Annotated in this window: 15 protein-coding genes; 12 read left to right on the top strand and 3 right to left on the bottom strand. The window is 69.3% G+C overall.

The window, feature by feature from the left end; translation table 11 throughout:
• The first annotated feature begins 61 nt into the window (after positions 1 to 61).
• Entirely contained in the window at positions 62 to 2050 is a 1989-nt protein-coding gene (locus AC1VWI_RS31765; protein WP_499514418.1) for an ATP-dependent DNA helicase, read from the top strand.
• Positions 2051 to 2155: 105 nt separating this feature from the next.
• On the opposite strand, the gene lexA is transcribed toward AC1VWI_RS31765, so the two are convergent.
• Complete coding sequence (gene lexA, locus AC1VWI_RS31770) at positions 2156 to 2926, bottom strand: transcriptional repressor LexA (RefSeq protein WP_499514419.1); 771 nt, start codon at positions 2924 to 2926, stop codon at positions 2156 to 2158.
• Positions 2927 to 3462: 536 nt separating this feature from the next.
• Between lexA and nrdR the strand changes: the two genes are divergently transcribed.
• The 7 genes from nrdR (at position 3463) to AC1VWI_RS31805 (ending at position 13711) form a co-directional block, all read left to right on the top strand.
• Entirely contained in the window at positions 3463 to 3975 is a 513-nt protein-coding gene (gene nrdR / locus AC1VWI_RS31775) for a transcriptional regulator NrdR (protein ID WP_499514420.1), read from the top strand.
• 127 nt (positions 3976 to 4102) lie between these two features.
• A complete protein-coding gene (locus AC1VWI_RS31780) occupies positions 4103 to 7012 on the top strand; it encodes a vitamin B12-dependent ribonucleotide reductase (protein WP_499514421.1) in 2910 nt (969 codons plus the stop codon).
• A 141-nt stretch (positions 7013 to 7153) separates the two neighbouring features.
• A complete protein-coding gene (locus AC1VWI_RS31785; protein WP_499514422.1) occupies positions 7154 to 8542 on the top strand; it encodes a site-specific integrase in 1389 nt (462 codons plus the stop codon).
• Positions 8543 to 10399: a hypothetical protein gene (locus AC1VWI_RS31790; RefSeq protein ID WP_499514423.1), complete on the top strand. Its 1857-nt coding sequence runs from the start codon at positions 8543 to 8545 to the stop codon at positions 10397 to 10399.
• Positions 10392 to 12620 carry a hypothetical protein gene (locus AC1VWI_RS31795; protein ID WP_499514424.1) on the top strand — a complete coding sequence of 743 codons (2229 nt, stop codon included), beginning with the start codon at positions 10392 to 10394 and terminating at the stop codon, positions 12618 to 12620. The genes AC1VWI_RS31790 and AC1VWI_RS31795 overlap by 8 nt, the downstream gene beginning before the upstream one ends.
• Positions 12617 to 13141 (top strand): hypothetical protein, encoded by a 525-nt coding sequence (locus tag AC1VWI_RS31800; RefSeq protein WP_499514425.1) that lies wholly within the window; start codon positions 12617 to 12619, stop codon positions 13139 to 13141. The genes AC1VWI_RS31795 and AC1VWI_RS31800 overlap by 4 nt, the downstream gene beginning before the upstream one ends.
• 81 nt (positions 13142 to 13222) lie before the next feature.
• On the top strand, positions 13223 to 13711 hold the full coding sequence (locus tag AC1VWI_RS31805) for a hypothetical protein (protein WP_499514426.1): 489 nt from the start codon (positions 13223 to 13225) through the stop codon (positions 13709 to 13711).
• Between the two features lie 190 nt (positions 13712 to 13901).
• On the opposite strand, the gene AC1VWI_RS31810 is transcribed toward AC1VWI_RS31805, so the two are convergent.
• Positions 13902 to 14483, bottom strand: coding sequence for a hypothetical protein (locus tag AC1VWI_RS31810; protein ID WP_499514427.1), 582 nt, complete (start codon positions 14481 to 14483; stop codon positions 13902 to 13904).
• A 1054-nt stretch (positions 14484 to 15537) separates the two neighbouring features.
• Between AC1VWI_RS31810 and AC1VWI_RS31815 the strand changes: the two genes are divergently transcribed.
• The 3 genes from AC1VWI_RS31815 (at position 15538) to AC1VWI_RS31825 (ending at position 19194) form a co-directional block, all read left to right on the top strand.
• Positions 15538 to 16905 (top strand): dipeptidase, encoded by a 1368-nt coding sequence (locus AC1VWI_RS31815; RefSeq protein WP_499514428.1) that lies wholly within the window; start codon positions 15538 to 15540, stop codon positions 16903 to 16905.
• Between the two features lie 171 nt (positions 16906 to 17076).
• Complete coding sequence (locus tag AC1VWI_RS31820; protein WP_499514429.1) at positions 17077 to 17544, top strand: hypothetical protein; 468 nt, start codon at positions 17077 to 17079, stop codon at positions 17542 to 17544.
• Between the two features lie 51 nt (positions 17545 to 17595).
• Positions 17596 to 19194 carry a serine/threonine-protein kinase gene (locus AC1VWI_RS31825; protein WP_499514430.1) on the top strand — a complete coding sequence of 533 codons (1599 nt, stop codon included), beginning with the start codon at positions 17596 to 17598 and terminating at the stop codon, positions 19192 to 19194.
• Here AC1VWI_RS31825 and AC1VWI_RS31830 read toward each other — a convergent pair.
• Positions 19191 to 20186: a hypothetical protein gene (locus tag AC1VWI_RS31830; protein ID WP_499514431.1), complete on the bottom strand. Its 996-nt coding sequence runs from the start codon at positions 20184 to 20186 to the stop codon at positions 19191 to 19193. The genes AC1VWI_RS31825 and AC1VWI_RS31830 overlap by 4 nt on opposite strands.
• A gap of 587 nt (positions 20187 to 20773) precedes the next feature.
• Here AC1VWI_RS31830 and AC1VWI_RS31835 point away from each other — a divergent pair.
• Positions 20774 to 21475, top strand: a complete 702-nt coding sequence (locus tag AC1VWI_RS31835; protein ID WP_499514432.1) for a DUF4232 domain-containing protein — start codon at positions 20774 to 20776, stop codon at positions 21473 to 21475.
• The last annotated feature ends 174 nt before the right edge of the window (positions 21476 to 21649 follow it).

A 21649-nucleotide genomic window follows, 5' to 3' on the forward strand; every position in this document is an offset into this window, starting at 1 on the left:
GGGCACCGGTACGTGCGGTGGCGACCGCGGTGTCAGTGCCGCCCCGTAGGCTGGATGCCCTATGACACAGCCCGCGAAGCCCGCCCTCACCGACCTCCTCCACGCCGCCGTCACCGCGGTCGGCGGAGTGGAGCGCCCCGGCCAGGTCACCATGGCCGAAGCCGTCGCCGAAGCCGTCGACAGCGGCTCCCACCTGCTGGTCCAGGCCGGCACCGGAACCGGCAAGTCGCTGGGCTACCTGGTGCCCGCGCTGGCGCAGGGCGAACGGGTCGTGGTGGCCACCGCGACCCTGGCCCTGCAGCGCCAGCTCGTCGAGCGCGACCTGCCGCGCACCGTCACCGCGCTGCAGCCGCTGCTGCGCCGCGAGCCGCAGTTCGCGATGCTCAAGGGCCGCTCCAACTACCTGTGCCTGCACCGGCTCCACGAGGGCGTGCCGCAGGACGAGGGCGACGGGCTCTTCGACCAGTTCGAGGCCGCGGCGCCGACCAGCAAGCTCGGCCAGGACCTGCTCCGGCTGCGCGATTGGTCGGACGAGACGGAGAGCGGCGACCGCGACGACCTGACCCCCGGCGTCTCCGACCGCGCCTGGCAGCAGGTCTCGGTGACCTCCCGCGAGTGCCTGGGCGCCTCGCGCTGCGCCTACGGCGCCGAGTGCTTCGCGGAGGCGGCGCGCGAGCGCGCCAAGCTCGCCGACGTCGTGGTCACCAACCACGCGCTGCTGGCCATCGACGCCCTGGAGGGCGCGCCCGTCCTGCCCAGCCACGAGGTGCTGGTCGTCGACGAGGCCCATGAACTGGTCTCGCGCGTCACCGGCGTCGCCACGGGCGAGCTCACCCCCGGCAGGGTCAACCGGACGGTGAAGCTCGCGGCCAAGCTGGTCAACGAGAAGGCCGCGGACGCCCTGATGAGCGCGTCGGAGGGCTTCGAGCGGCTCATGGAGCTGGCCCTCCCCGGGCGTCTGGAGGAGCTGCCCGAGGATCTCCGCTACGCCCTGATGGCGCTGCGCGACGCCTGCCGTCAGGTCATCACCTCGCTCGGCGAGACCCGTGACCGCTCCGTGCAGGACGAGGACGCCGTGCGGAAGATGGCCCTCGCCGCCACGGAGAACGTCCACGAGGTCGCCGAGCGCATCGTGGAGGGCTCCGAGTACGACGTCGTCTGGTACGAGCGCCACGACCGCTTCGGCGCCTCGCTGCGGGTCGCCCCGCTCAGCGTCTCCGGACTGCTGCGGGAGAAGCTGTTCACCGAGCGCTCCGTCGTCCTGACCTCGGCCACGCTGCGGCTCGGCGGCGACTTCAACGGGGTCGCGGCCTCGCTCGGACTGGCGCCGGAGGGCACCGTGGCCGCCGAGGGCGAGGAGGAGCCCCCGGTGTGGAAGGGCGTCGACGTCGGCTCGCCCTTCGACTACCCCCGGCAGGGCATCCTCTATGTCGCCCGGCATCTGTCGCAGCCCGGCCGGGACAGCGGCCGCGAGGACATGCTGGACGAGCTCGCGGAGCTGATCGAGGCCGCGGGCGGTCGTACGCTCGGGCTGTTCTCGTCCATGCGTGCGGCCCAGGGCGCCGCCGAGGCGCTGCGCGGCCGCATCGACCACCCGGTCCTGCTGCAGGGCGAGGAGACCCTGGGCGAGCTGATCCGCCGCTTCGCCTCCGACGCCCGCACGTGCCTGTTCGGCACCCTCTCGCTCTGGCAGGGCGTGGACGTGCCCGGGCCGAACTGCCAGTTGGTCGTCATGGACCGGATCCCGTTCCCCCGCCCCGACGACCCGCTGATGAGCGCGCGCCAGAAGGCGGTGGAGGACAGGGGCGGCAACGGGTTCATGGCGGTCGCCGCCACGCATGCGGCCCTGCTCATGGCGCAGGGCGCCGGCCGGCTGGTGCGGGCCTCCGGGGACCGCGGGGTCGTCGCCGTCCTCGACCCCCGGCTGGTGACGGCCCGCTACGGCGGCTTCATCAAGGCCTCGATGCCGGACTTCTGGCAGACGACCGACCGCAACCAGGTCCGCCGTTCGCTGGCCGCCATCGACGCCGCCGCCTCGGCGGCCGAGTGACGCCACCGGGCACCCCCGGCAGAGCACGACAGCAGCCCCGGCACACAACGGGGCCCCGGAACCGGCGCAGAGGTTCCGGGGCCCGGTCACGGGCGGGTCCTTGGCTCAGACCCGGCGCAGCACCGCCACCACCTTGCCGAGGATGGTCGCCTCGTCACCGGCGATGGGCTGGTACGCGGCGTTGTGCGGCATCAGCCACACATGCCCGTCCTCGCGCTTGAAGCGCTTGACCGTGGCCTCGCCCTCGATCATCGCGGCGACGATGTCGCCGTTCTCCGCGACCGGCTGACGGCGCACGGTCACCCAGTCACCGTCGCAGATGGCGGCCTCGATCATCGAGTCGCCGACGACCTTCAGGACGAACAGCTCGCCGTCGCCCACCAGCTGGCGGGGGAGCGGGAACACGTCCTCCACGGACTCCTCGGCGAGGATCGGGCCACCGGCGGCGATCCGGCCCACCAGGGGGACGTACGACGCGGACGGCTTGCCCGCGGTGTCCGTGGGCTGCGCCTGCGCGGAGTCGGACGCCCGCACCTCGTAAGCGCGGGGCCGGTGCGGGTCACGCCGGAGGAAGCCCTTGCGCTCCAGCGCCATGAGCTGATGGGCGACCGACGAGGTGCTCGACAGCCCGACGGCCTGGCCGATCTCGCGCATGGACGGCGGGTATCCGCGCCGCTGGACGGAATCCCGGATCACCTCGATGACGCGCCTTTGGCGGTCGGTGAGTCCGGAACTGTCCGCCCGGATTCCTGGAGGTCGTCCGGGTAGCGCTCGCGCGGGCTTTGGCGTCTCGTCGTTCATCGCTTCCATCGGGCGTAGCCGGTCCTGGGGGCGGTCATGGGCGGTCAATGTGGCGCTGTCGGCGGTGGTGGTCACGGCGGCCCCTCTCGAGATGTTCTCCCTAGTAGGACAACGGTAGTTGCTTTCGAAAGGTTGCGCCAAACACACGTTCGAGTGAATTTGCGCGGATCCAGTGACGCGATCAAGGTGTAGATGGTATTGATCGAATATGATTTCGAATTCATCCCGCATTTCGGGATCCGAACGCCGTTTCCCCGGGCCGGTATTGCCGTGTCGCCCCCGTCCGCCCGCCCGGTTCCATGATGCGCGAGGCGTGACGATCCGTACACCCAGTGTGTCACCCGCGCCCCGGCTCTCCCGGGAGGCCGCGCGTCGCGTAGGCTCCCGTCCCGTCGGCGGGCCGCGACACGCGGTCCGCGCGATGGGCGCATATGGCCGCCCCGCCACCAGATCTAGTGGTTGGATGGGGTCCAGCCCCCACAAGTAGTGGTCCCTGGGTCATCAAGCCCTTCCGGATCGCCTATGCTTGTGGCTGCTTCGGGGGGCCGTGACCGGCCCTTCGGGCTCAGAAGTCGTGCGCTCACCGTGGGTGAGGGAGGGAGAGGGAAACGATGCACTGCCCCTTCTGCCGACACCCCGACAGCCGCGTCGTCGACAGCCGGACCACCGACGACGGCACCTCGATCCGTCGTCGCCGGCAGTGTCCCGACTGCGGCCGCCGCTTCACCACCGTGGAGACGGCCTCGCTGATGGTGATCAAGCGCAGCGGGGTCACCGAACCCTTCAGCCGTAACAAGGTCATCGCCGGAGTCCGCAAGGCCTGCCAGGGGCGGCCCGTCACCGAGGACGCCCTCGCCCAGCTCGGGCAGCGCGTCGAGGAGGCGGTGCGTGCCACGGGCAGCGCCGAGCTGTCGACCCACGACGTCGGACTGGCCATACTCGGCCCGCTGAAGGACCTGGACCTGGTCGCCTACCTCCGCTTCGCCTCCGTCTACCGGGCCTTCGACTCGCTCGAGGACTTCGAGACGGCGATCGCCGAGCTGCGCGACCAGGGGCCACCGGACGACACCGGTGGGCGGGACCGGGACGGAGCCGTCCCGACCGCCGCCGTCGCCGCAGAGTAGCGGCGGCACACCGGTACGAGACTTGCCGGGCACCCGGGGGGTGTACCGGCCGTGAGAGACACAGACGCGGGAAGACCGCGGCGCTTCAGGGCGTTTTACCTGTAATGCCTGTAATGGGAGGCGGCACATGACAGAGACGACGAGCGGCCCGGCACGGAGTTCCCGAGCCAAGGCCGGCAAGGCGGCCGCGGCGGCTCCGGCCGCCAAGGGCCTGCGCATCGAGCGCATCCACACCACCCCGGGGACGCACCCCTACGACGAGGTGGTCTGGGAGCGCCGTGACGTCGTCATGACCAACTGGCGCGACGGCTCGATCAACTTCGAGCAGCGCGGCGTGGAGTTCCCCGACTTCTGGTCGGTGAACGCGGTCAACATCGTCACCAGCAAGTACTTCCGCGGTGCCGTCGGATCCCCGCAGCGCGAGAGCAGCCTCCGCCAGCTGATCGACCGCGTGGTCACGACGTACCGCAAGGCCGGCGAGGACCACGGCTACTTCGCGTCGCCCGCCGATGCGGAGATCTTCGAGCACGAGCTCACCTGGGCCCTGCTCCACCAGGTCTTCAGCTTCAACTCCCCGGTCTGGTTCAACGTCGGCACCGCCCAGCCGCAGCAGGTCTCGGCCTGCTTCATCCTCTCGGTCGACGACTCCATGGAGTCCATCCTCGACTGGTACAAGGAAGAGGGGATGATCTTCAAGGGCGGTTCCGGCGCGGGCCTGAACCTCTCCCGCATCCGCTCCTCCAAGGAGCTGCTCTCCTCCGGCGGCAACGCCTCCGGCCCGGTCTCCTTCATGCGCGGCGCGGACGCCTCCGCCGGCACCATCAAGTCCGGCGGTGCCACCCGCCGCGCGGCCAAGATGGTCGTCCTGGACGTCGACCACCCCGACGTCGAGGCCTTCATCGAGACCAAGGTGAAGGAGGAGGAGAAGATCCGCGCCCTGCGCGACGCGGGCTTCGACATGGACCTGGGCGGCGACGACATCGCGTCCGTCCAGTACCAGAACGCCAACAACTCCGTCCGCGTGAACGAAGAGTTCATGAAGGCGTACGAGAACGGCGAGAAGTTCGGCCTGCGCGCCCGGATGACCGGCGAGGTCATCGAGGAGATCGACGCCAAGGCGCTCTTCCGCAGGCTGGCGGAGGCCGCCTGGGCCTGCGCCGACCCCGGCATCCAGTACGACGACGTCATCAACCACTGGCACACCACGCCGGAGACCGGCCGCATCACCGCGTCCAACCCCTGCAGCGAGTACATGCACCTGGACAACTCGTCCTGCAACCTCGCCTCGCTCAACCTGATGAAGTTCCTCGACGACGACGGCAAGGGCAACCAGCGCTTCGACGCCGTGCGCTTCGCCAAGGTCGTCGAGCTCGTCATCACCGCGATGGACATCTCCATCTCCTTCGCGGACTTCCCGACGCAGAAGATCGGCGAGACCACCCGCGCCTTCCGCCAGCTGGGCGTCGGCTACGCCAACCTCGGCGCGCTGCTCATGGCGACCGGCCACGCCTACGACTCCGAGGGCGGCCGCGCGCTGGCCGGTGCCATCACCTCCCTGATGACCGGCACCTCGTACAAGCGCTCCGCGGAGCTCGCCGAGGTCGTCGGCCCGTACGACGGCTACGCCCGCAACGCCACCGCCCACAAGCGCGTCATGAAGCAGCACTCCGACGCCAACGCGGTCGCCACGCGGATGGACGACCTGGACTCCCCGGTCTGGGCCGCGGCCACCGAGGCCTGGCAGGACGTCCTGCGCCTCGGCGAGAAGAACGGATTCCGCAACGCGCAGGCCTCCCTGCTGGCCCCGACCGGCACCATCGGCCTGATGATGGACTGCGACACCACCGGGATCGAGCCGGACCTCGCCCTGGTCAAGTTCAAGAAGCTGGTCGGCGGCGGCTCCATGCAGATCGTGAACAACACGGTCCCGCAGGCCCTGCACCGCCTGGGCTACCAGCAGGAGCAGATCGAGGCGATCGTCGCCCACATCTCCGAGCACGGCAGCGTCATCGACGCGCCCGGCCTGAAGTCCGAGCACTACGAGGTCTTCGACTGCGCCATGGGCGAGCGCTCCATCGCGCCGATGGGCCACGTCCGGATGATGGCCGCGACCCAGCCGTTCCTGTCCGGCGCCATCTCCAAGACGGTCAACATGCCGGAGTCGGCGACCGTCGAGGAGATCGAGGAGATCTACTACGAGGGCTGGAAGCTCGGCCTGAAGGCGCTCGCGATCTACCGCGACAACTGCAAGGTCGGCCAGCCGCTCTCCGCCAAGAAGAAGGCGGGCGAGAAGAAGGCCGAGACGGTGCAGGCCCCCGCCCCCGCCGCGGTCGAGAAGGTCGTCGAGTACCGCCCGGTCCGCCGCCGGCTCCCCAAGGGCCGTCCGGGGATCACCACCTCCTTCACGGTGGGTGGCGCCGAGGGCTACATGACCGCCAACTCCTACCCGGACGACGGTCTGGGCGAGGTCTTCCTGAAGATGTCCAAGCAGGGTTCGACCCTCGCGGGCATGATGGACGCCTTCTCCATCGCCGTCTCGGTCGGCCTGCAGTACGGCGTGCCGCTGGAGACCTACGTCTCGAAGTTCACCAACATGCGCTTCGAGCCGGCCGGTCTCACGGACGACCCGGACGTGCGGATGGCGCAGTCGATCGTCGACTACATCTTCCGCCGCCTGGCGCTGGACTTCCTGCCCTTCGAGACCCGCTCCGCCCTCGGCATCCACTCCGCCGAGGAGCGCCAGCGCCACCTCGACACGGGCTCGTACGAGCCCGCCGCCGAGGAGGTCGACGTCGAGGGCCTGGCGCAGTCCGCCCCGCGCCAGACCGAGGCGCCCAAGCCGGCCGTCACGGCCACGCCCGAGGCCGTCGCGGTGACCCCGGCGCCGAAGACCGCGCACAACTCCACGGAGCTGCTGGAGATCCAGCTCGGCCTCAACGCCGACGCCCCGCTGTGCTTCTCCTGCGGCACGAAGATGCGCCGCGCGGGCAGCTGCTACCTCTGCGAGGGCTGCGGCTCCACCAGCGGCTGCAGCTGAAAATGACCATCCTCAATGTGTCCCCTGCCTTCGATTTCGAGGGAAGTTGTGACACAGATGGCATGAGGCGCATGTGACCAAGTAGCGTGTCCCCCCGGAGTGATCAGCTCCGGGGGGACACGCTGCGTTGGGGAGGGCGGCATGGGGGTGGACGTGCGGGTGCGGCAGCCCGTGGCGTACGACGAACAGGTCGTGGCTGACGCACTTGGGCAAGCGCCGCTACCCCTCGGCCACGCTGACCGCGTCCTGGCACCCTTCATCACGATCGACGGCCGCATCCACGGACTCACCAGCAACTTCCTACGCCACCACTGCCTGGCCAAGCCCGAACTCAGCACCGCCGTCCGCATCGCCTCCGACCTCGTCGGCTGGGTGGACTTCCTCGTCAACCACCGCGGACACCACCCCTTCGAAGACCACCGCGACCCCGTCTTGGCGGCCACCGAAGAGGACTTCAACGCCTACTACCGCCGCCGCCAATACGGCGAGGACGCCCACATGCTCACCGGCGACGGCTGGGGCAACGCCTCCTCCGCCATCAAGCGCCTCTACGAGTACCTGCAGCGCCGGTACCAGCACGCGCCGCCGTTCGAGATCATCAAAGTCAGCAAAGACGGCCAGTGGAGCGGCACGACCATCGCGGGCTACGCGCCCCGGAGGCGTAACACCGGTTCCGCGGGGATCCCGATCACCCCTGAGTACGCCGACTACCTCCTCCTGGGCGCTCTCCGCGTTGACCTCAACGGCCGCCAGCAGGCTTACCTCGGCGCCGACCGCGACCACGCCCTGATCTCGCTCGCTCTTGCCACAGGCCAGCGCCGGCACAACCTCGCGAACACCACCATGTACGAACTGCCCCGGATCAGCCCCCTCCCCATCACCACCACGCGAGTCGCCGACCAGATCACCAAAGGCGACGCCGGCGGCGACGCCCTGGTGTTCACCCACCGCCTCCAGGCCGTCTGGGACTACGTCGACAACGCCCGTGCGGAGATCGCCACACGCACCGCCTACACGCCCGAACGGCCCCTGCACATCCTCGAGGCCGACCAGAAACGGGTCCGCTACCAGGACCCGGACCACCCCAACGGCGTGCGGACCCGCTTGTGGGCGGACTGCGACTCCGGGATCCGGCGCCGTCTGGTGGCACCAGACGGCTCCAGCCCGATCGTCTTCCTCAACGAGTTCACCGGCGAGCCCCTCGCCTACCGGAGCCTTCAGCACATCATCGAAGGCGCTCGCGACTTCGTCCGCACGCACATCACGGCCGACTTCCCGGGCGGGTTCCGGCTCCACGACTGCCGCCACACGTACGCCGTCCATCTCACCGTCTGCATCTACCGGGGCGTCATCGCGGACTCCGTTCCCGAGGACCGTCGAGAGAACTGGATCGCCGACAACATCGCCGCAGCAGTGGAACTCGTCAAGTTCTCCCTCGGCCACGCCAGCGAATCCTCAACCCGCCTCTACAACCAGTCCGCCCACCGATTCCTCGCCATCCCCGCCGAACAGTTCCTCGGAGAAAACTGAATGGCACACCCCACCCGAGGCCACCGCACCGGAACCTACGAAATCCAGGAACTCGTCGGTGTCGACCTGGACGAACTGACCATCACGTTCCGCCACGCTGGTGCATACGAGCCGGAGACGCTCCGGGTCAACGCACCGGCCACGCCAGCCGCACGGCAGATCCTGCGGGCAATGGCTAACTCCGTCAAAGTCGGTGACAACGGCGACCGTGACTCGGGCTGGGAATCAGCACTCACGCTGCTGAGGTCGGCGTCCTACGTTCGCATCATGCTGTCGGAGCTGGCCGGGCACGGATACGACTCGTTCGAGGCACCGCTGCTGGACGTTCCTACCCTCAGATCGCTGTATGACCCGCTCACGAGCAACAGCAAGCGATCGGCATGCTGGCTGCTGGCGCGTGTGGTCCGCGAGAACCATCCCAATGGCAAGGCGCTTGCGACAGCGCTGAAGAACACCAGGTTCCGAGTCGAAGACACCGATCCATTCGTCTACGAGGACGAAGCCGCAGCGGCGATCGAGACGGCCGCCCGCGGCGTGTACACGGCCCGGTTCACCGCCCAGCGCGAGCTCTTCCACTCCATCGGCTTCGAGGTCGACGGAAGGGCCTGGCTCCGTGTACCCGCGGAAGACGTCATCGCCTGGGCACGTGACACTCACCCGGACCAGTGCGGCACCGACGCGTGGGAGCCTGTCTTCGGCGCCACCTACGAGGAGCAAGTGGCCTGGGCCCTTACTCACCCGGAGAAATTCGGCTACGTCAAGCATGCGCGGAGGCCGCAGGTCGTCGGCCACGACATGCAGGAGATCGGCCGGGCCCTGTATCCCGACAACGTCACCCTCACTGCCGCACTCATCCTGCACTGCCTCGGCGAGAACAGCGGCTACAACTACGCCGTGCTCTTGGAGAAGAACGCCGAGAGCCTGATCCGCGTGGGCAGCGACGTGGCCCTGGAGCACGCGGTCAAGGGCAGGAATCACAGCCAGGACACCAGAGCAACGCGCCTGTCGTCGATCTTTACTCCCGGCGGGATCGTTGAGGCCCTCACCGGACTCACCCGCTTCTCCCGCTACAGCCGACGGCAACTGATCAACGCCGACGGGAAGCCTGCTGCGATCGCGGGCCGGCTCTACGTCGAGCACACCGCCGACCCCGCAGCCGCGAAGGTCCTCGACAGCCAGCGTCCGCAAAGCGCCTGGCGAGGATCACCTGAATTCGATGTCCAGTGGGACGACTCCGCTGGTCCGCGTGCGGAGGTGCCCTTGCGGTTTGGCGCGCTCAGACTCGTTGCGCAGGCCCGTGCCCTGGGTGAAGGACTCAAGGGCGACGTCCACGGGCACTCCGAACGCACGAAGGTCCACTACGCCTCTCATGTGCTGCCCGACTACCTGCTCAACAAGCTCGCCACTGCCGCACAGAACGACTTCCACGACCAGGCCGTCGCCAGCTTCAAACCCCTGTCTCAAGCCGCAGACGGTCCGGCAGCCGAGCTCGCCTCGGTCGACCCCGAAGAGCTCATGGACGTCGAAATCGGAGTCTGCACCAGCAAGGGCAACGACCCGCAGGCACCGGAACGGCGATGCTCCCTCGGAATGGTCGCGTGCTTCACCTGCCCCAACGGCTTTCGCACTGTCGACCACATCCCCGGACTGCTCGCCGCAGTCGAGTTCACCAAGATCGTTGAACGTAACGATCCCACCGAGTGGGAGGACGGAGAGGCCTCTCACCTGCGCTTCTACGCCGAGGGAAGCCTCAAGGAGTTCCCGTCCCGCGTCGTTGAGAACGTCCGCCGCACCACCGACCTTCGCCCGCACATTCTCACAGTGACGGGCCTGTACATGGAGCTGAGGCATGGCTGAGATCCTCGCCTTTCCGGGCCCCGACGCACCGGTGCCGGAACAGCCCCTGTTCGTCGCAACAGAGCGGGTCAACGACCTGATCCCCGGTGGTGAGAGCCTCCTGTACGACGTCAGGGTCGGTGAGGACACCTGGGATCTTGCGGGCCACCCGGACTGGCGCGACAAAGCCGGCACGGCCACTCGGTTCCCGTTCGCGAAGCTCTCCGGCCGGTGGCGCGACGCGGCGAAGGAACTCGCCCTGTTGCAGATGAACCCCGCGCTGGCTTCCGAACGCGCACCCGGCAACCCGATGGCCGACAACTGGGCGCACATCCAAGAGCCCATCAAACCGGTCACAGCCCAGGGAAACCTCAAGGCGCTGACCCTCGCTCTGCAGGTCGCGGACGTGCACCAGATGGTGCGCTTCGACGCGGATGATTGGGAGCAGCTCCCTTTCCTCCTCGTTCAGCCCGCGAGCGTCGAAGACAAGCAGACGGGCGCCACGTTGTCCCCGCTGGTCGGCCGGGGCAGGGCCCAGCAGTTGGTGGCGTTGTGGCAAGCCACGCAGATCAGCGGCCGACGTGGGCTGCTTGGACACGGCCTGCCCTTCGGCGGACGTGAGATCAACGAACTGTTCGCCAAGCGCGGCAATCGGAATCAGGTCCGCCCGCACGAGCACGTCGGGCACCTGCTCGGCTTCACCGCCTGGCTGATCGACCACGTCGCCGAGGACGTGATTGCGCACGTGGAGTGGTGGGCGGCCAACACGGCAGCCGAAGCCCCGGTGTCCCAGGACGAGCTGCGACAGCGGATGCTCGGACAGGTGCTTGAGATCGCCCACCGGGCCGGCGGCAAGGTGCCGGGCTCGCGCAACCTCAACGGCGAACTCACCCTCGCCCATTCATCACTCGCTCGCCTGCACGGCGTCTACGACGCCGATGAAGCCTTCAAGGCGGGTCGCTGGGTCCAGTCTCAGCTGCGGGGCCGAGTGATCCTCGACGAGTCTTGCAGCCCATGCCCGCTGCCAATTTCCTCCGTTCCCACCGTCAATGGGGGTGAGGAACCCTGGACGGTCCGCCTGATTGCTTCAGACAGCGAACTGGATATCTGGCAACGACGCATCGTCTACGCCTGCATGTACTACCTGTCGGCGACCTTGATGCTTCGCGATAGCCAGCTCGCCATCCTCACCCCAAACTGCGTCACGGACGAAGAAGTCCAACGACCCGACGGGACCATCTACGTCAAGCGCACCCTCTCTGCCCACAAGACCAAGAACCGGCACATGCCAGTGCCGACGACGGTTGCTGTCAACAGCCGGATCCAGCACGTGGTCGCGCTGATGGATCGCCTCCGGCGGGCGCTGGGCTTCGAGCCGGCGATCCACAGTCTCACGGGCCTTCGCTACCTGTTCGACCAGCGACTCGCGACCCCACTAGGCAAGAAGGCCCGGGTCGACGCCCGTGAGGGCCTCTATCTCGACCAGTGGTTCGTCACGCTCATGAAGGAGGCCGGTGCGGACCTCCACAACCGCGCGGTCATCCGACGCAGCCTCGCCGACTTGAAGGTCAACATGCGCCAGGTTCGCATCACTGCCGGCCAGGCCTATGCAGTGCGCGAACACGGCCAAGCCCTGGCCGCCGCGTTCGGGCAATGGGACACGGCAGCAGTCACCCGCGGCTACATCGGCGATATCTACAAGATCATCACCCCGCTTGAACCAGAGGAAGTCGCCGAGGTCGTCCAGGAGGATGTCGGTCGCCGCATGCGATGGGCTGCGGCCCAGCGAGACACGCTCACCGGCAACGGCCTACCCCGGTTCGATGCCGCGGTCACGGCCGTAGGAGCCCCGCTGAGCAACCCCGCCCCCTTGAGCCCTGCCCGCCTGAAGTCCCTCGGCAAGAAGAACCGCAACGTCACCCAGGGGCCGTTGACGCTGTGCATGTGGCAGGCAGAGGGCGCCATGTGCGACGGCGAGGGAAAGCCGAACTTCCGGCTCTGCTTCCCCGGGAGATGCCGAAACTCCGTTATGACCAGGGCGGACCGAGCTCGCTACGAACTCATGCGCCGCCAGCAGCTCGCTATCGGCAGCGAATCGTCGCAGCGGGCAGCAGCGAAGATGGACGAGGGCAATCCGCACATTCGCGAGGAGTTCGGCACTCTGAGCGATGAGGACGTCTACGGCATCGTCCTCGAACACGTCAACGCCTACATCCGCGAAGCCCTGGGAGGCGATGCGTGAGCGACGACGGCATCGAGGCTCTCATGCGGGTGGCCACCCGAGTGCAGGACGGCGAAGCGTTCAGCGGTGAACTCCTCGTCCAGGAGGGAGTCCCGGTCGCCCTTCGGCTCGTGCTTGCCGCGGCCGTCCTGGCAGCCTCTGACAGGCCAGTGAACAAGAAGTCGGTCACGACGACGGCGCCGGCCGCCCGCTCTGCCACGTATCGCGACCATGCGGAACTGCTGGAGCAGGTGACGACTGTCTTGCCAGTGCTGGTACAGGCGCAGCTCGACCGCGCGGACAGTGGGGCGTCTGTAACGGACCTAGCGCGGCAGTTGCAGGAGGCTAACCGCACGATTCAGAGGGAACGAGAGCGACGTGAGGAGGCCGAGCGGCAACTCAGCCACGTCGCCTCGTACGCTCGGGAACTCCACTGGAAGCTGAAGGACGAGTACGACGCCGTCATCAGGGAGAAGACCGAGAAGGTGCGGCACCTTCGACCGGTTGCTGAGCCTACGGACTCCAGCGCTGGGAGGGACTGAAGGGACTGGGTTCTCCGAACTCGCCAGCTGCCTGAAGAATCGTTTCTTCGCCGAGACTAAGCCTGAGGCTAGGCTTCGATCATGGCGAGACGTGATCAGGAGCCAGCATCCGCCGCTCATCAGTTGTCGATCATCGACTCCCTTCTGGCCGCGCCGTTCCCGGATCGAGAAGAACGACCGGGGAAGGAAGCCAGATGGGGCGGGCCCGGCTATCACCTGGCTGTTCTCCGGCAGAGTCAGGATTTCTGGGATGACCGGAGTGATGACGTTGTCGAGGCAGCTGAGCGAGAGCTGGAACAGGACCTTGCTGCCGCCGCATGCACCCTGGCCGCACGGTGGGGTAAGCCGGAAACCGTCGACCTATGGCCGTATCTGGGCCTCGACCACCCTGATCCTGGCTTTGTGGCGCCACAGCCACTCCTCTTTCTGAGCGGGGTCGCGGGCAGCATGCAGGTGTGGCGCCCGGCAGGCTCCGGTCGCTGGCTCGCGTTGACTATCGGACAGGCTGACCCGGAGTGGCCGTTCCAACTGCTTGTCGCCGTTGGGGATGCCTCTTCCCACTTCGCGTGACGGATGGCATGTCCGGCCCCCGACTGGCAGGTCGTCGTGGAGGTGACCTCGGGCGCGGTGCGTTCCTCCGTGCCAGTATCACGCGTCGACGGTCACGCAATTGGGGTGCAGTCGGTGATCTCGTGACGCCGAGGAACTGGTCACAAACTGATCGGTCGTAGCGGCGACCTGCCTCGTGGCCGCCTACTGTTCACCGCCAAGCGGGGTTACGGCTCGGCGTCCAGGGACCGAAAAGGGTTTCGTACTCGCCTGCCTCGCTGGTGAGTACGAAGTCAGGCGCAGTGGCAGACACCGCGGCGTACAGGCGGGCCAACAGGACCGGGATGGCGCTGAGCTCCAAGCCCAGTGTCTCGGCGACCGTTGCTCGATCTGCGTCCATCCCGGGCTCGTCCCTGAGCTCGTCAGCGCGAAGGTGGTCCGCCGACGTGCGCATGACCGCCAGATCGCCTGACCCGGAGAACTTCAGGCAGTCCCACCACGACGGCAATCCAACCATGATCTCCAACGCTTCAGTCAAGCTGTCGCCGATCAGGCCAGCCTGTCCTTCGGAGCTGGCATAGAGCACGGATCGATCCTTGCTGCCGTCGCCGCAGAGGAAGAAGGTTCCACCGGTGTAGTCGCCCGCGACGCCCGCAAGGGCGACGTCAGACGAGAGGCGGACAGGCTCGCCGGGGTCGCTGCGCGAGAGGTCAAATTCGCAAACGCGCCAGAGCGCCTCAGCGAGATCGGAGTCCCGCCGAATCGAGTCCAGGATTTCTTCATCGCGAGGCACCCCGCGGACGATAGCAGTGCACCATCACGCGACCTGGTGGCGTCAAGGACCGAGGAGGATTCGTCGGCGAAGGAGGCCGGCGTTGGCGCGGCCGTAGCCCATGTTGTTGCAGGTCACGGTGCAGACGCGGGCCGGCGTGACATCGGTTGTGTCGGGGCAGGACAATGCTCAGCATGGCGACTTGAAGAGCACCGGCCGGACGGCAGTCCTGGCGCAAGAGGGGGACCGGCTGGACCGTCTCCGACGGAGAGCGCCGGATCTGCGATGTATGCCGGGAACCGATCCGTTCCTATCAGTACCGCTTCCATCCGCCCGAGTCCTCCATGTTCGAACGCTGCATCGGGCTGGCATGGTGCTCAGGATGCCGGATCTACGAGGGCAACATGGTCCACGTTCCTCCGAACGGATCCTGATTGACGCCCTCGCATCGCTGCCTGCCGATGAGCGCGACCGGTTGCTCCGAAAAGAAGAAGCGCTGATCGATCAACTCGACCGGCGAGGCGTCGGCCAGCACTGAACGGGTGCCATCAGGTGGCCGGCCTCACCGAGTGGCGTCATCGACACCCGGGCGCTATGAGGGGACACTGAAGCCTCAAGTTCCGCGCTTCGGAACTACCTCAGCGGGTGCGCTACAGCCGATTCACCGGGACACACCGGTGCCCGGAGGGGACGCCGAAACGTGGGGGGACACCCCCCAGCTGGTCAAGTCCAGCTGATCCCGGGGGGTCGACACCCGAAGGTGCCCGCGAGGGGGATCCGGATTCGTCCCGGATCCCCCTCGCGGGCTTTCCCGTCGGCATCTGGAGTGAGGCCGGGCCGTCAGGCCGGCAGCGGACGGTGGGCGGTGCCGGCCAGGACGCCGGCGCCTCCGGCGGCCTCCGCCCGGACCGCTTGTTCCTCCGGTATCCGGTGCCGCCGAGAATGGCACTCACCTTCTATTCCGTCCGTCGCGACGCGATTAGGGTCGAGGGGGTTGTCGAATTCCCGTGACGGTGAGGTGTTTTCCCTCCTCCGGCGATCGGCGCTCCCTTCCCCGCACGCCAAGGAGTTCCCGTTGTCCACCGATCCCCTCGCCGACACCGTCGCCTCGCTGATCCCGGCAGCGCGGGACGAGCTCGCGGAACTCGTCGCGTTCCGGTCGGTCGCGGACCCGGCCGTCTCACCCCCCGAGGAATGCCACAAGGCCGCCGCCTGGGTGGCCGGCGCCCTGCGGGAGGAAGGGTTCGACGACGTACGCGTGCTCGACATGCCCGACGGCCACCAGTCCGTCCACGGTCATCTCGCGGGGCCGGCGGGGGCTCCCACGATCCTGTTGTACGCGCACTACGACGTCCAGCCGGCCCCGGACGAACAGGCCTGGCGCACCCCGCCGTTCGAGCTGACCGAGCGCGACGGACGGTGGTACGGACGCGGCACCGCGGACTGCAAGGGCGCCGTGGTCATGCACCTGCTGGCCCTGCGTGCGCTCAAGGCGCACGGCGGCGTGCCGCTGAACGTCAAGGTGATCGTGGAGGGCTCCGAGGAGCAGGCGACGGGCGGCCTGGAACGGTACGCGCGGGCCCACCCCGAACTGCTCGACGCCGACGTGATCCTCATCGGTGACGCCGGGAACTTCCGCCTCGGGATGCCGACCGTCACCGCGTCGCTGCGCGGCATCACGATGCTCCGGATCGGCGTCGAGACCCTGCGCGGCAACCTGCACTCCGGCCAGTTCGGCGGGGCCGCGCCCGACGCGCTCACCGCGCTCGTGAAGATCCTCGGCTCGCTGGTGGACGACGACGGATCGCCCCGGGTCGAGGGCCTGGAGACCGACGGCGCATGGCGTGGACTGGCCTACCCCGAGGCCGATTTCCGCGTGGACGGCGGGGTACTGGACGGGGTGGGCCTCGTCGGCACCGGCTCCGTCGCGGACCGGCTCTGGGCACGGCCGTCCCTCAGCGTGATGGGCATCGACTGTCCCGCCGTCGTGGGTGCCACCCCTTCCGTCCACGCGAGCGCGCGGGCGGCGATCAGCCTGCGCATCCCCCCGGGCGTCGACGCCGCGCGGGCCACGGAGCTGCTGACCGCCCACGTCGAGAAGCACACCCCGTGGGGCGCGCGGGTGTCCGTGGAGCAGGTCGCCCGGGGCGAGCCGTTCCTCGCCGACACCTCGAGCCCCGCCTACACCGCCATGGCCGAGGCCATGCGTACGGCCTACAGCGGTCGCGACCTGAACATCGCGGGGCTCGGCGGCGGCATCCCCCTGTGCAACACCCTCGCCTCCCTCTACCCCCGGGCGGAGATCCTCCTGATCGGGTTGTGCGAACCGGAGGCACAGATCCACGCCGTGGACGAGAGCGTGTCCGTCGACGAACTGCGGCGGCTCGCCGTCGCCGAAGCCCATTTCATGCGCCACTACGCCGGAACGGGAAACCGCGGATAGCGGGCGGATCCCGTGAATTCGGTGCCATCCCCGAAGGCAAGCGCCGTCGTCCTCACCGCGGCCCCCGATCCGCGATCCGTCACTGATCCCGCAGCAGCCGCGGCGCCCCGCTGCCCGGAGGCATCCGCCGTCCGGCGCCCGCCGCGGCTCGCCCGCCTCCTGGAGCACCCGGTGCGGAAAGCACTCGTACCCGCCGTATTCGCCACCGCCGTACTCGGTGTGTTCGCCGTCGTGCAGCCACGGGGTTCCGACGCTCACGGGTCGGCGGTCGAGGCCGCCCCGCCGGCCGGTCTGCGGGTCGGCGCCGTCTGCTCGTCGGACATCGACTACGCCACCGAGGTCTCCTGCGGGCTGGGGAACTTCGGCGACGTGCGCTTCCGGTGCGGGTCCGCGGGCACCGCGACCACTGCGTGCCCGCGGACCCGCACCGTCACCCTCGAGAACACCGGCCGTACCGCCCTGCGGCTCGTCACCGTCAGCGGCTCGGCGCCGGGCGAGCGGCACGAGACCGTCTCCCGCCTGCTGCGCCCCGGGACCCGGACGGCCCTGGGACCCCGGGCCGGCGACACCTACCTCTACGACATCGTCCTGCGTTTCGACGCGGGCCCGGCGCAGGCGCGGGTCGTCGCCCTGTCCTGAGCCCGGTCGGCCGAGGGGACCCGTCAACGGATGACCAAGGAGAATCGCGCGATGTCCGAGCTCGGACGCCTGGTGGCCGGGAGATACCGGCTGGTCGAGCGGATAGGCCGTGGCGGCATGGGCACGGTCTGGCGGGCGGAGGACGAGCTGCTGGGGCGTGCGGTGGCGGTCAAGCGCCTCCACCAGCCCCAGCCGCACCTGCAGGACGACGAGCTGGAGACGTTGTTCGAGCGGACCCGGCGGGAGGCTCGTAGTGCGGCGCGGATCAGTCATCCCAATGTCGTGGTGGTGCACGACGTGGTGGACGACGGGGGTCTGCCGACGATCGTGATGGAGTACGTGCCGTCGACGACCTTGGGTGATCTGCTGAAGGAGCGGGGTCCGGTGGCGCCGGGGGAGGCGGCCCGGATCGGCCGGGGGATGGTGGCGGCGTTGCGTGCGGCGCATGCGGCGGGGGTGCTGCACCGGGATGTGAAGCCGGGCAACGTGCTGTTGTCGGAGTCGGGGCGGGTGGTGCTGACGGACTTCGGGATCGCGCAGGCCTCGGGGACGTCGACGCTGACGCGGACGGGTGAGCTGATCGGTTCGATCGACTTCCTGGCTCCGGAGCGGCTGACCGGTGGTGCTCCGGGTCCTGAGGCGGATCTGTGGGCGTTGGGGGCGACGTTGTTCCAGGCGGTGGAGGGGCGTTCGCCGTTCCGCCGGGACACGGCGATCGAGACGGCGTACGCGATCGCCACCGATGAGGTGCCGGTGGCGGGCCGGGCGGGGTCGTTGGGGCCGGTCATCGCGGGGTTGCTGGTGCGGGAGCCGGAGCGGCGTCTGTCGGCGGCGGAGGCCGAGCGGATGCTGCGGGCGAGCGCCACCGAGACGGAGACCGAGATCGCGAACGTGTCGCGGGACGGCCTCGCATCCCCGGTCGGGACGGCCCCTGCCGTGCGCCCCCGGACCAGCGGCACCACGACCGCTCCCGTCCGCTTGCCGCGCCCCCGGCGCCGCCGCGCCCCGTTGTGGACCGCCGCCGCCCTGGTGCCCGCCCTCGCGGGCGGGGTCGTGTACGCCGTCCCGTACGTCGGCGGCCGGCACCACGGCACGGCGACCTCGCCCTCGTCCCCGCCCGCGGTGACCACGCCGGGCACGCCCGCCGCCTCCGCGGCGGCCGGCCCTTCCACGTCGGCCGCACCCTCGTACACACCGCCCCCTGTCCCGGACGGCTACCACCTCGTCGAGGAGCGGGACCGCGGCTTCTCCGTCCCCGTGCCGGACGGCTGGAAGCGCCAGGTGAGCGACGGCGGGCGGCAGTTCGTCTACGTCGACCCGACGGGGCTGGTGGGCCTGCGGGTTGCCGCGCTCGACTTCGCGGGCCCCAGCCCGCTGCAGCACTTCGAGGACGTCGAGGAGCAGATGGTCCCCGACCTGGAGGGCTACGAGCGGCTGCGGATGCAGAGCACCCGGTGGCGCGGGCGGCCCGCCGCCGTATGGGAGTTCACCTTCAAGGGGACGGCCCGGGACTTCCGCGCCGTCGACCTCGGCTTCGGGCAGCCCGGGGAACAGGAGTTCACCGTCTACCTCTCCGCTCCGTCGGACCGGTGGGGTTCCTACCGGGCGGTCTTCGACAACGCGGTCGCCGGACTGCGCCTCGACGACTAGGCGCGCTGTGCCGGGTCGCCGGCTTCGGCGGCCCCTGCCGGTACCGAGGGGGCGGCGTCGGCGAGGGTGCGCAAGTGCGGCCGGCGGTCGCGGCGGACGTCCCCGGCGACGAGGGCGACGACAGCCGCGGAACCCACGAACTCCAGCAGGCTCTGGGACGTGTCCACGAGGGACTGCGGCACCGTGCCCGCCGCGTGCGCCCACAACTCCGTGAGTGCCGACGGCATCATGAACAGCGACAGACCCACGGAGAAGCCGGTCGCGACGGGGCGGCGCCGGGCGGCGAGGAGCATGCCGGCCCCGCACAGCACCGTCAGGCAGGCCCACTGGTAGGGGGCGGAAACCGCGAGGACCGCCCGCCCGGTGCCCTTGCCGACGAGCAGCTCGCCGAGCGTGCCGGGGCCCACCTCGAAGGCCGTCACCGCGTTCCGGCCGATGTAGAAGACGTTGAGCACCGCCAGCAGCAGGCCTGAGGTCGTGGCCGTGACCTTCACCGGGCGGATCCCGCCGCCAGAGACCGCGTCCGCGGCGGCGGCCCCGTACTCCATCTGCCGCGCCAGGACCAGGAGCCCGCCGAGGACGAGGGCCAGCACCACGGCGACGGCGGCGGTGCCGCCGACGGCGCTCACCGAGGCACCCTTGAGCGTTCCGAACCACGGGTCGGAGGGCGAGTCGAGCAGGAAGTACCAGACCGCGGGCAGCCGGAAGCCGAGCGTCACCGTGCACGCGGTCACCAGCAGACCGCCGGCGCCCCGGGTCTGATGGAGCGTCGCCAGCCCGGCGGCCAGTTGCAGCGCCGCCAGGCCGAGGTCCAGTGAGGACGTCGCCGACAGGCCGGGCGCGTCACCGGCCGTCCACAGCGCCCATGCACCCGGCAGGCCGCGCACGACGACGTCGCGCACGAGCCAGATCACCGTCTGGGCGAACAGCGCGAGGCTCAGCACGGCCATGGTGACGCGCACCTGATGGAACGACACGCGCGGATGGTTCACGGTGTGCGGTCTCCTTCGACCTCGGACGGCGGTTGACGCACCGGGGACCGCGCGGCACGGCGATGCGCGAGGCACAGGGGGCGGCGGGGACATCAGCATGACAAAGCGTCAGAGGCGGTGGCCAACGCCCCTGCGATATCGGCACAGCTCTTCCATCGCCGGGCGTGGATCTTCCATTCGGGCGTGCCGGGAGGCCCGGTCGGCCGGGACCGGCGTCAACCGTCGAAGGACGATTCGTCAACGCACAGTCGACGAGGTGTGAACACCCACCGGGTTGACTGGTGGGAGCGACAGCACACCACGAACGAAGACGACGGAACGGACACATGGTGGACGTCAAGAACCTCCGGGGACGCCGTGGAAGCGCCGGCAGGCGGATCTATTTCCCGCGTGCCGGCAGCACCGGCTGAATGCACGTGCATCCATTTAGGTGCCGGGAATTTCTTCGGTGTCATCGGTCGGTAACCGATCACGGATGAGGTCGTCACAGGGCCCCTGCGTGCCTGGTCCGGTGCCGGCTGAACGGTCAGAGTGAAGGACACGGCGGGGAAAGACCTCGCCGGCGTCAAGAAATTGGGGTTATTCCGATGCAGGTTTCGACTGTCCGCCATGCCGTTCCCGTTCTCGCTCTGGTCGTGGCCGGTTTCGCCGTGACGGCGTGCGGATCGGATACGAAGGACGCTTCCGGAGCCGGCTCGTCCCCGTCCTCCGCGGCGGCGCCCTCCGAGATCGCGTCACCGGCCCGCGGAAATTCGGGCGACGGCGGTTCGGACGGGGAGGGCAGGGATTCCGAGGCCGGGTCGTCCGACCGTTCCGCGGGACAGGATCCCGTCGCCGATTCCGGCTCGGGGCGTGAGGGCGGAGCGCAGCGGTGCGCGTCCTCGCAGCTCTCGGTTTCCATCGGGGACAAGGACTCCGGCGCCGGCACGACGCATTTCCAGCTGGTCTTCCGTAACACGGGCAGGGCGGCGTGCACGCTCACGGGCTTCCCCGGGGTGTCCTTCCACGGGCGTGACGGCGGACAAGTGGGGAATGCCGCGGAACGCACCACGGGGACGCCGGTCGCCACGGTGACGCTGGACCCGGACGCCCGCGCCGTCGTCGACGCGCAGGCGCCGAACGGGCAGGCCGGGTACTCCGACGACGCGTGCGCGCTGCGGAGCGTCAACTACCTCGGCGTGTTCCCGCCCGGTTCGAAGGACCAGATCAACGTGGCGTGGAAGGCCTCGCAGTGCAGCGGCCGGGGCGCGGGCGGCCTGAAGGTCGGCCCGGTCCGGCCCGCCCGCTGACCCGCGTGTCCTGGGGGGATCCGGCCACCGGGCCGGTGGCCGGATCCCCCCAGGCGGTCCGGGGCCGTGACGCATGGAAGCGGAGTGCCGGCTCCACGCTCCACGCGGGCGCCGATCTGGCACGGTCGTACTATTCGGTGAGCGGTGCCGTCGGAAATAATGCCGACGAGCAGC

The sequence above is a fragment of the Streptomyces sp. TOM-9 genome (genome assembly GCF_056858595.1).

Excerpts from the sequence above, each read along its gene's own strand:
- AC1VWI_RS31765 (WP_499514418.1), top strand. The coding sequence starts at position 62 with ATGACACAGCCCGCGAAGCCCGCCCTCACCGACCTCCTCCACGCCGCC.
- nrdR (WP_499514420.1), top strand. The coding sequence starts at position 3,463 with ATGCACTGCCCCTTCTGCCGACACCCCGACAGCCGCGTCGTCGACAGC.
- AC1VWI_RS31780 (WP_499514421.1), top strand. The coding sequence starts at position 4,103 with ATGACAGAGACGACGAGCGGCCCGGCACGGAGTTCCCGAGCCAAGGCC.
- AC1VWI_RS31785 (WP_499514422.1), top strand. The coding sequence starts at position 7,154 with ATGGGGGTGGACGTGCGGGTGCGGCAGCCCGTGGCGTACGACGAACAG.
- AC1VWI_RS31790 (WP_499514423.1), top strand. The coding sequence starts at position 8,543 with ATGGCACACCCCACCCGAGGCCACCGCACCGGAACCTACGAAATCCAG.
- AC1VWI_RS31795 (WP_499514424.1), top strand. The coding sequence starts at position 10,392 with ATGGCTGAGATCCTCGCCTTTCCGGGCCCCGACGCACCGGTGCCGGAA.
- AC1VWI_RS31805 (WP_499514426.1), top strand. The coding sequence starts at position 13,223 with ATGGCGAGACGTGATCAGGAGCCAGCATCCGCCGCTCATCAGTTGTCG.
- AC1VWI_RS31825 (WP_499514430.1), top strand. The coding sequence starts at position 17,596 with ATGTCCGAGCTCGGACGCCTGGTGGCCGGGAGATACCGGCTGGTCGAG.
- AC1VWI_RS31835 (WP_499514432.1), top strand. The coding sequence starts at position 20,774 with ATGCAGGTTTCGACTGTCCGCCATGCCGTTCCCGTTCTCGCTCTGGTC.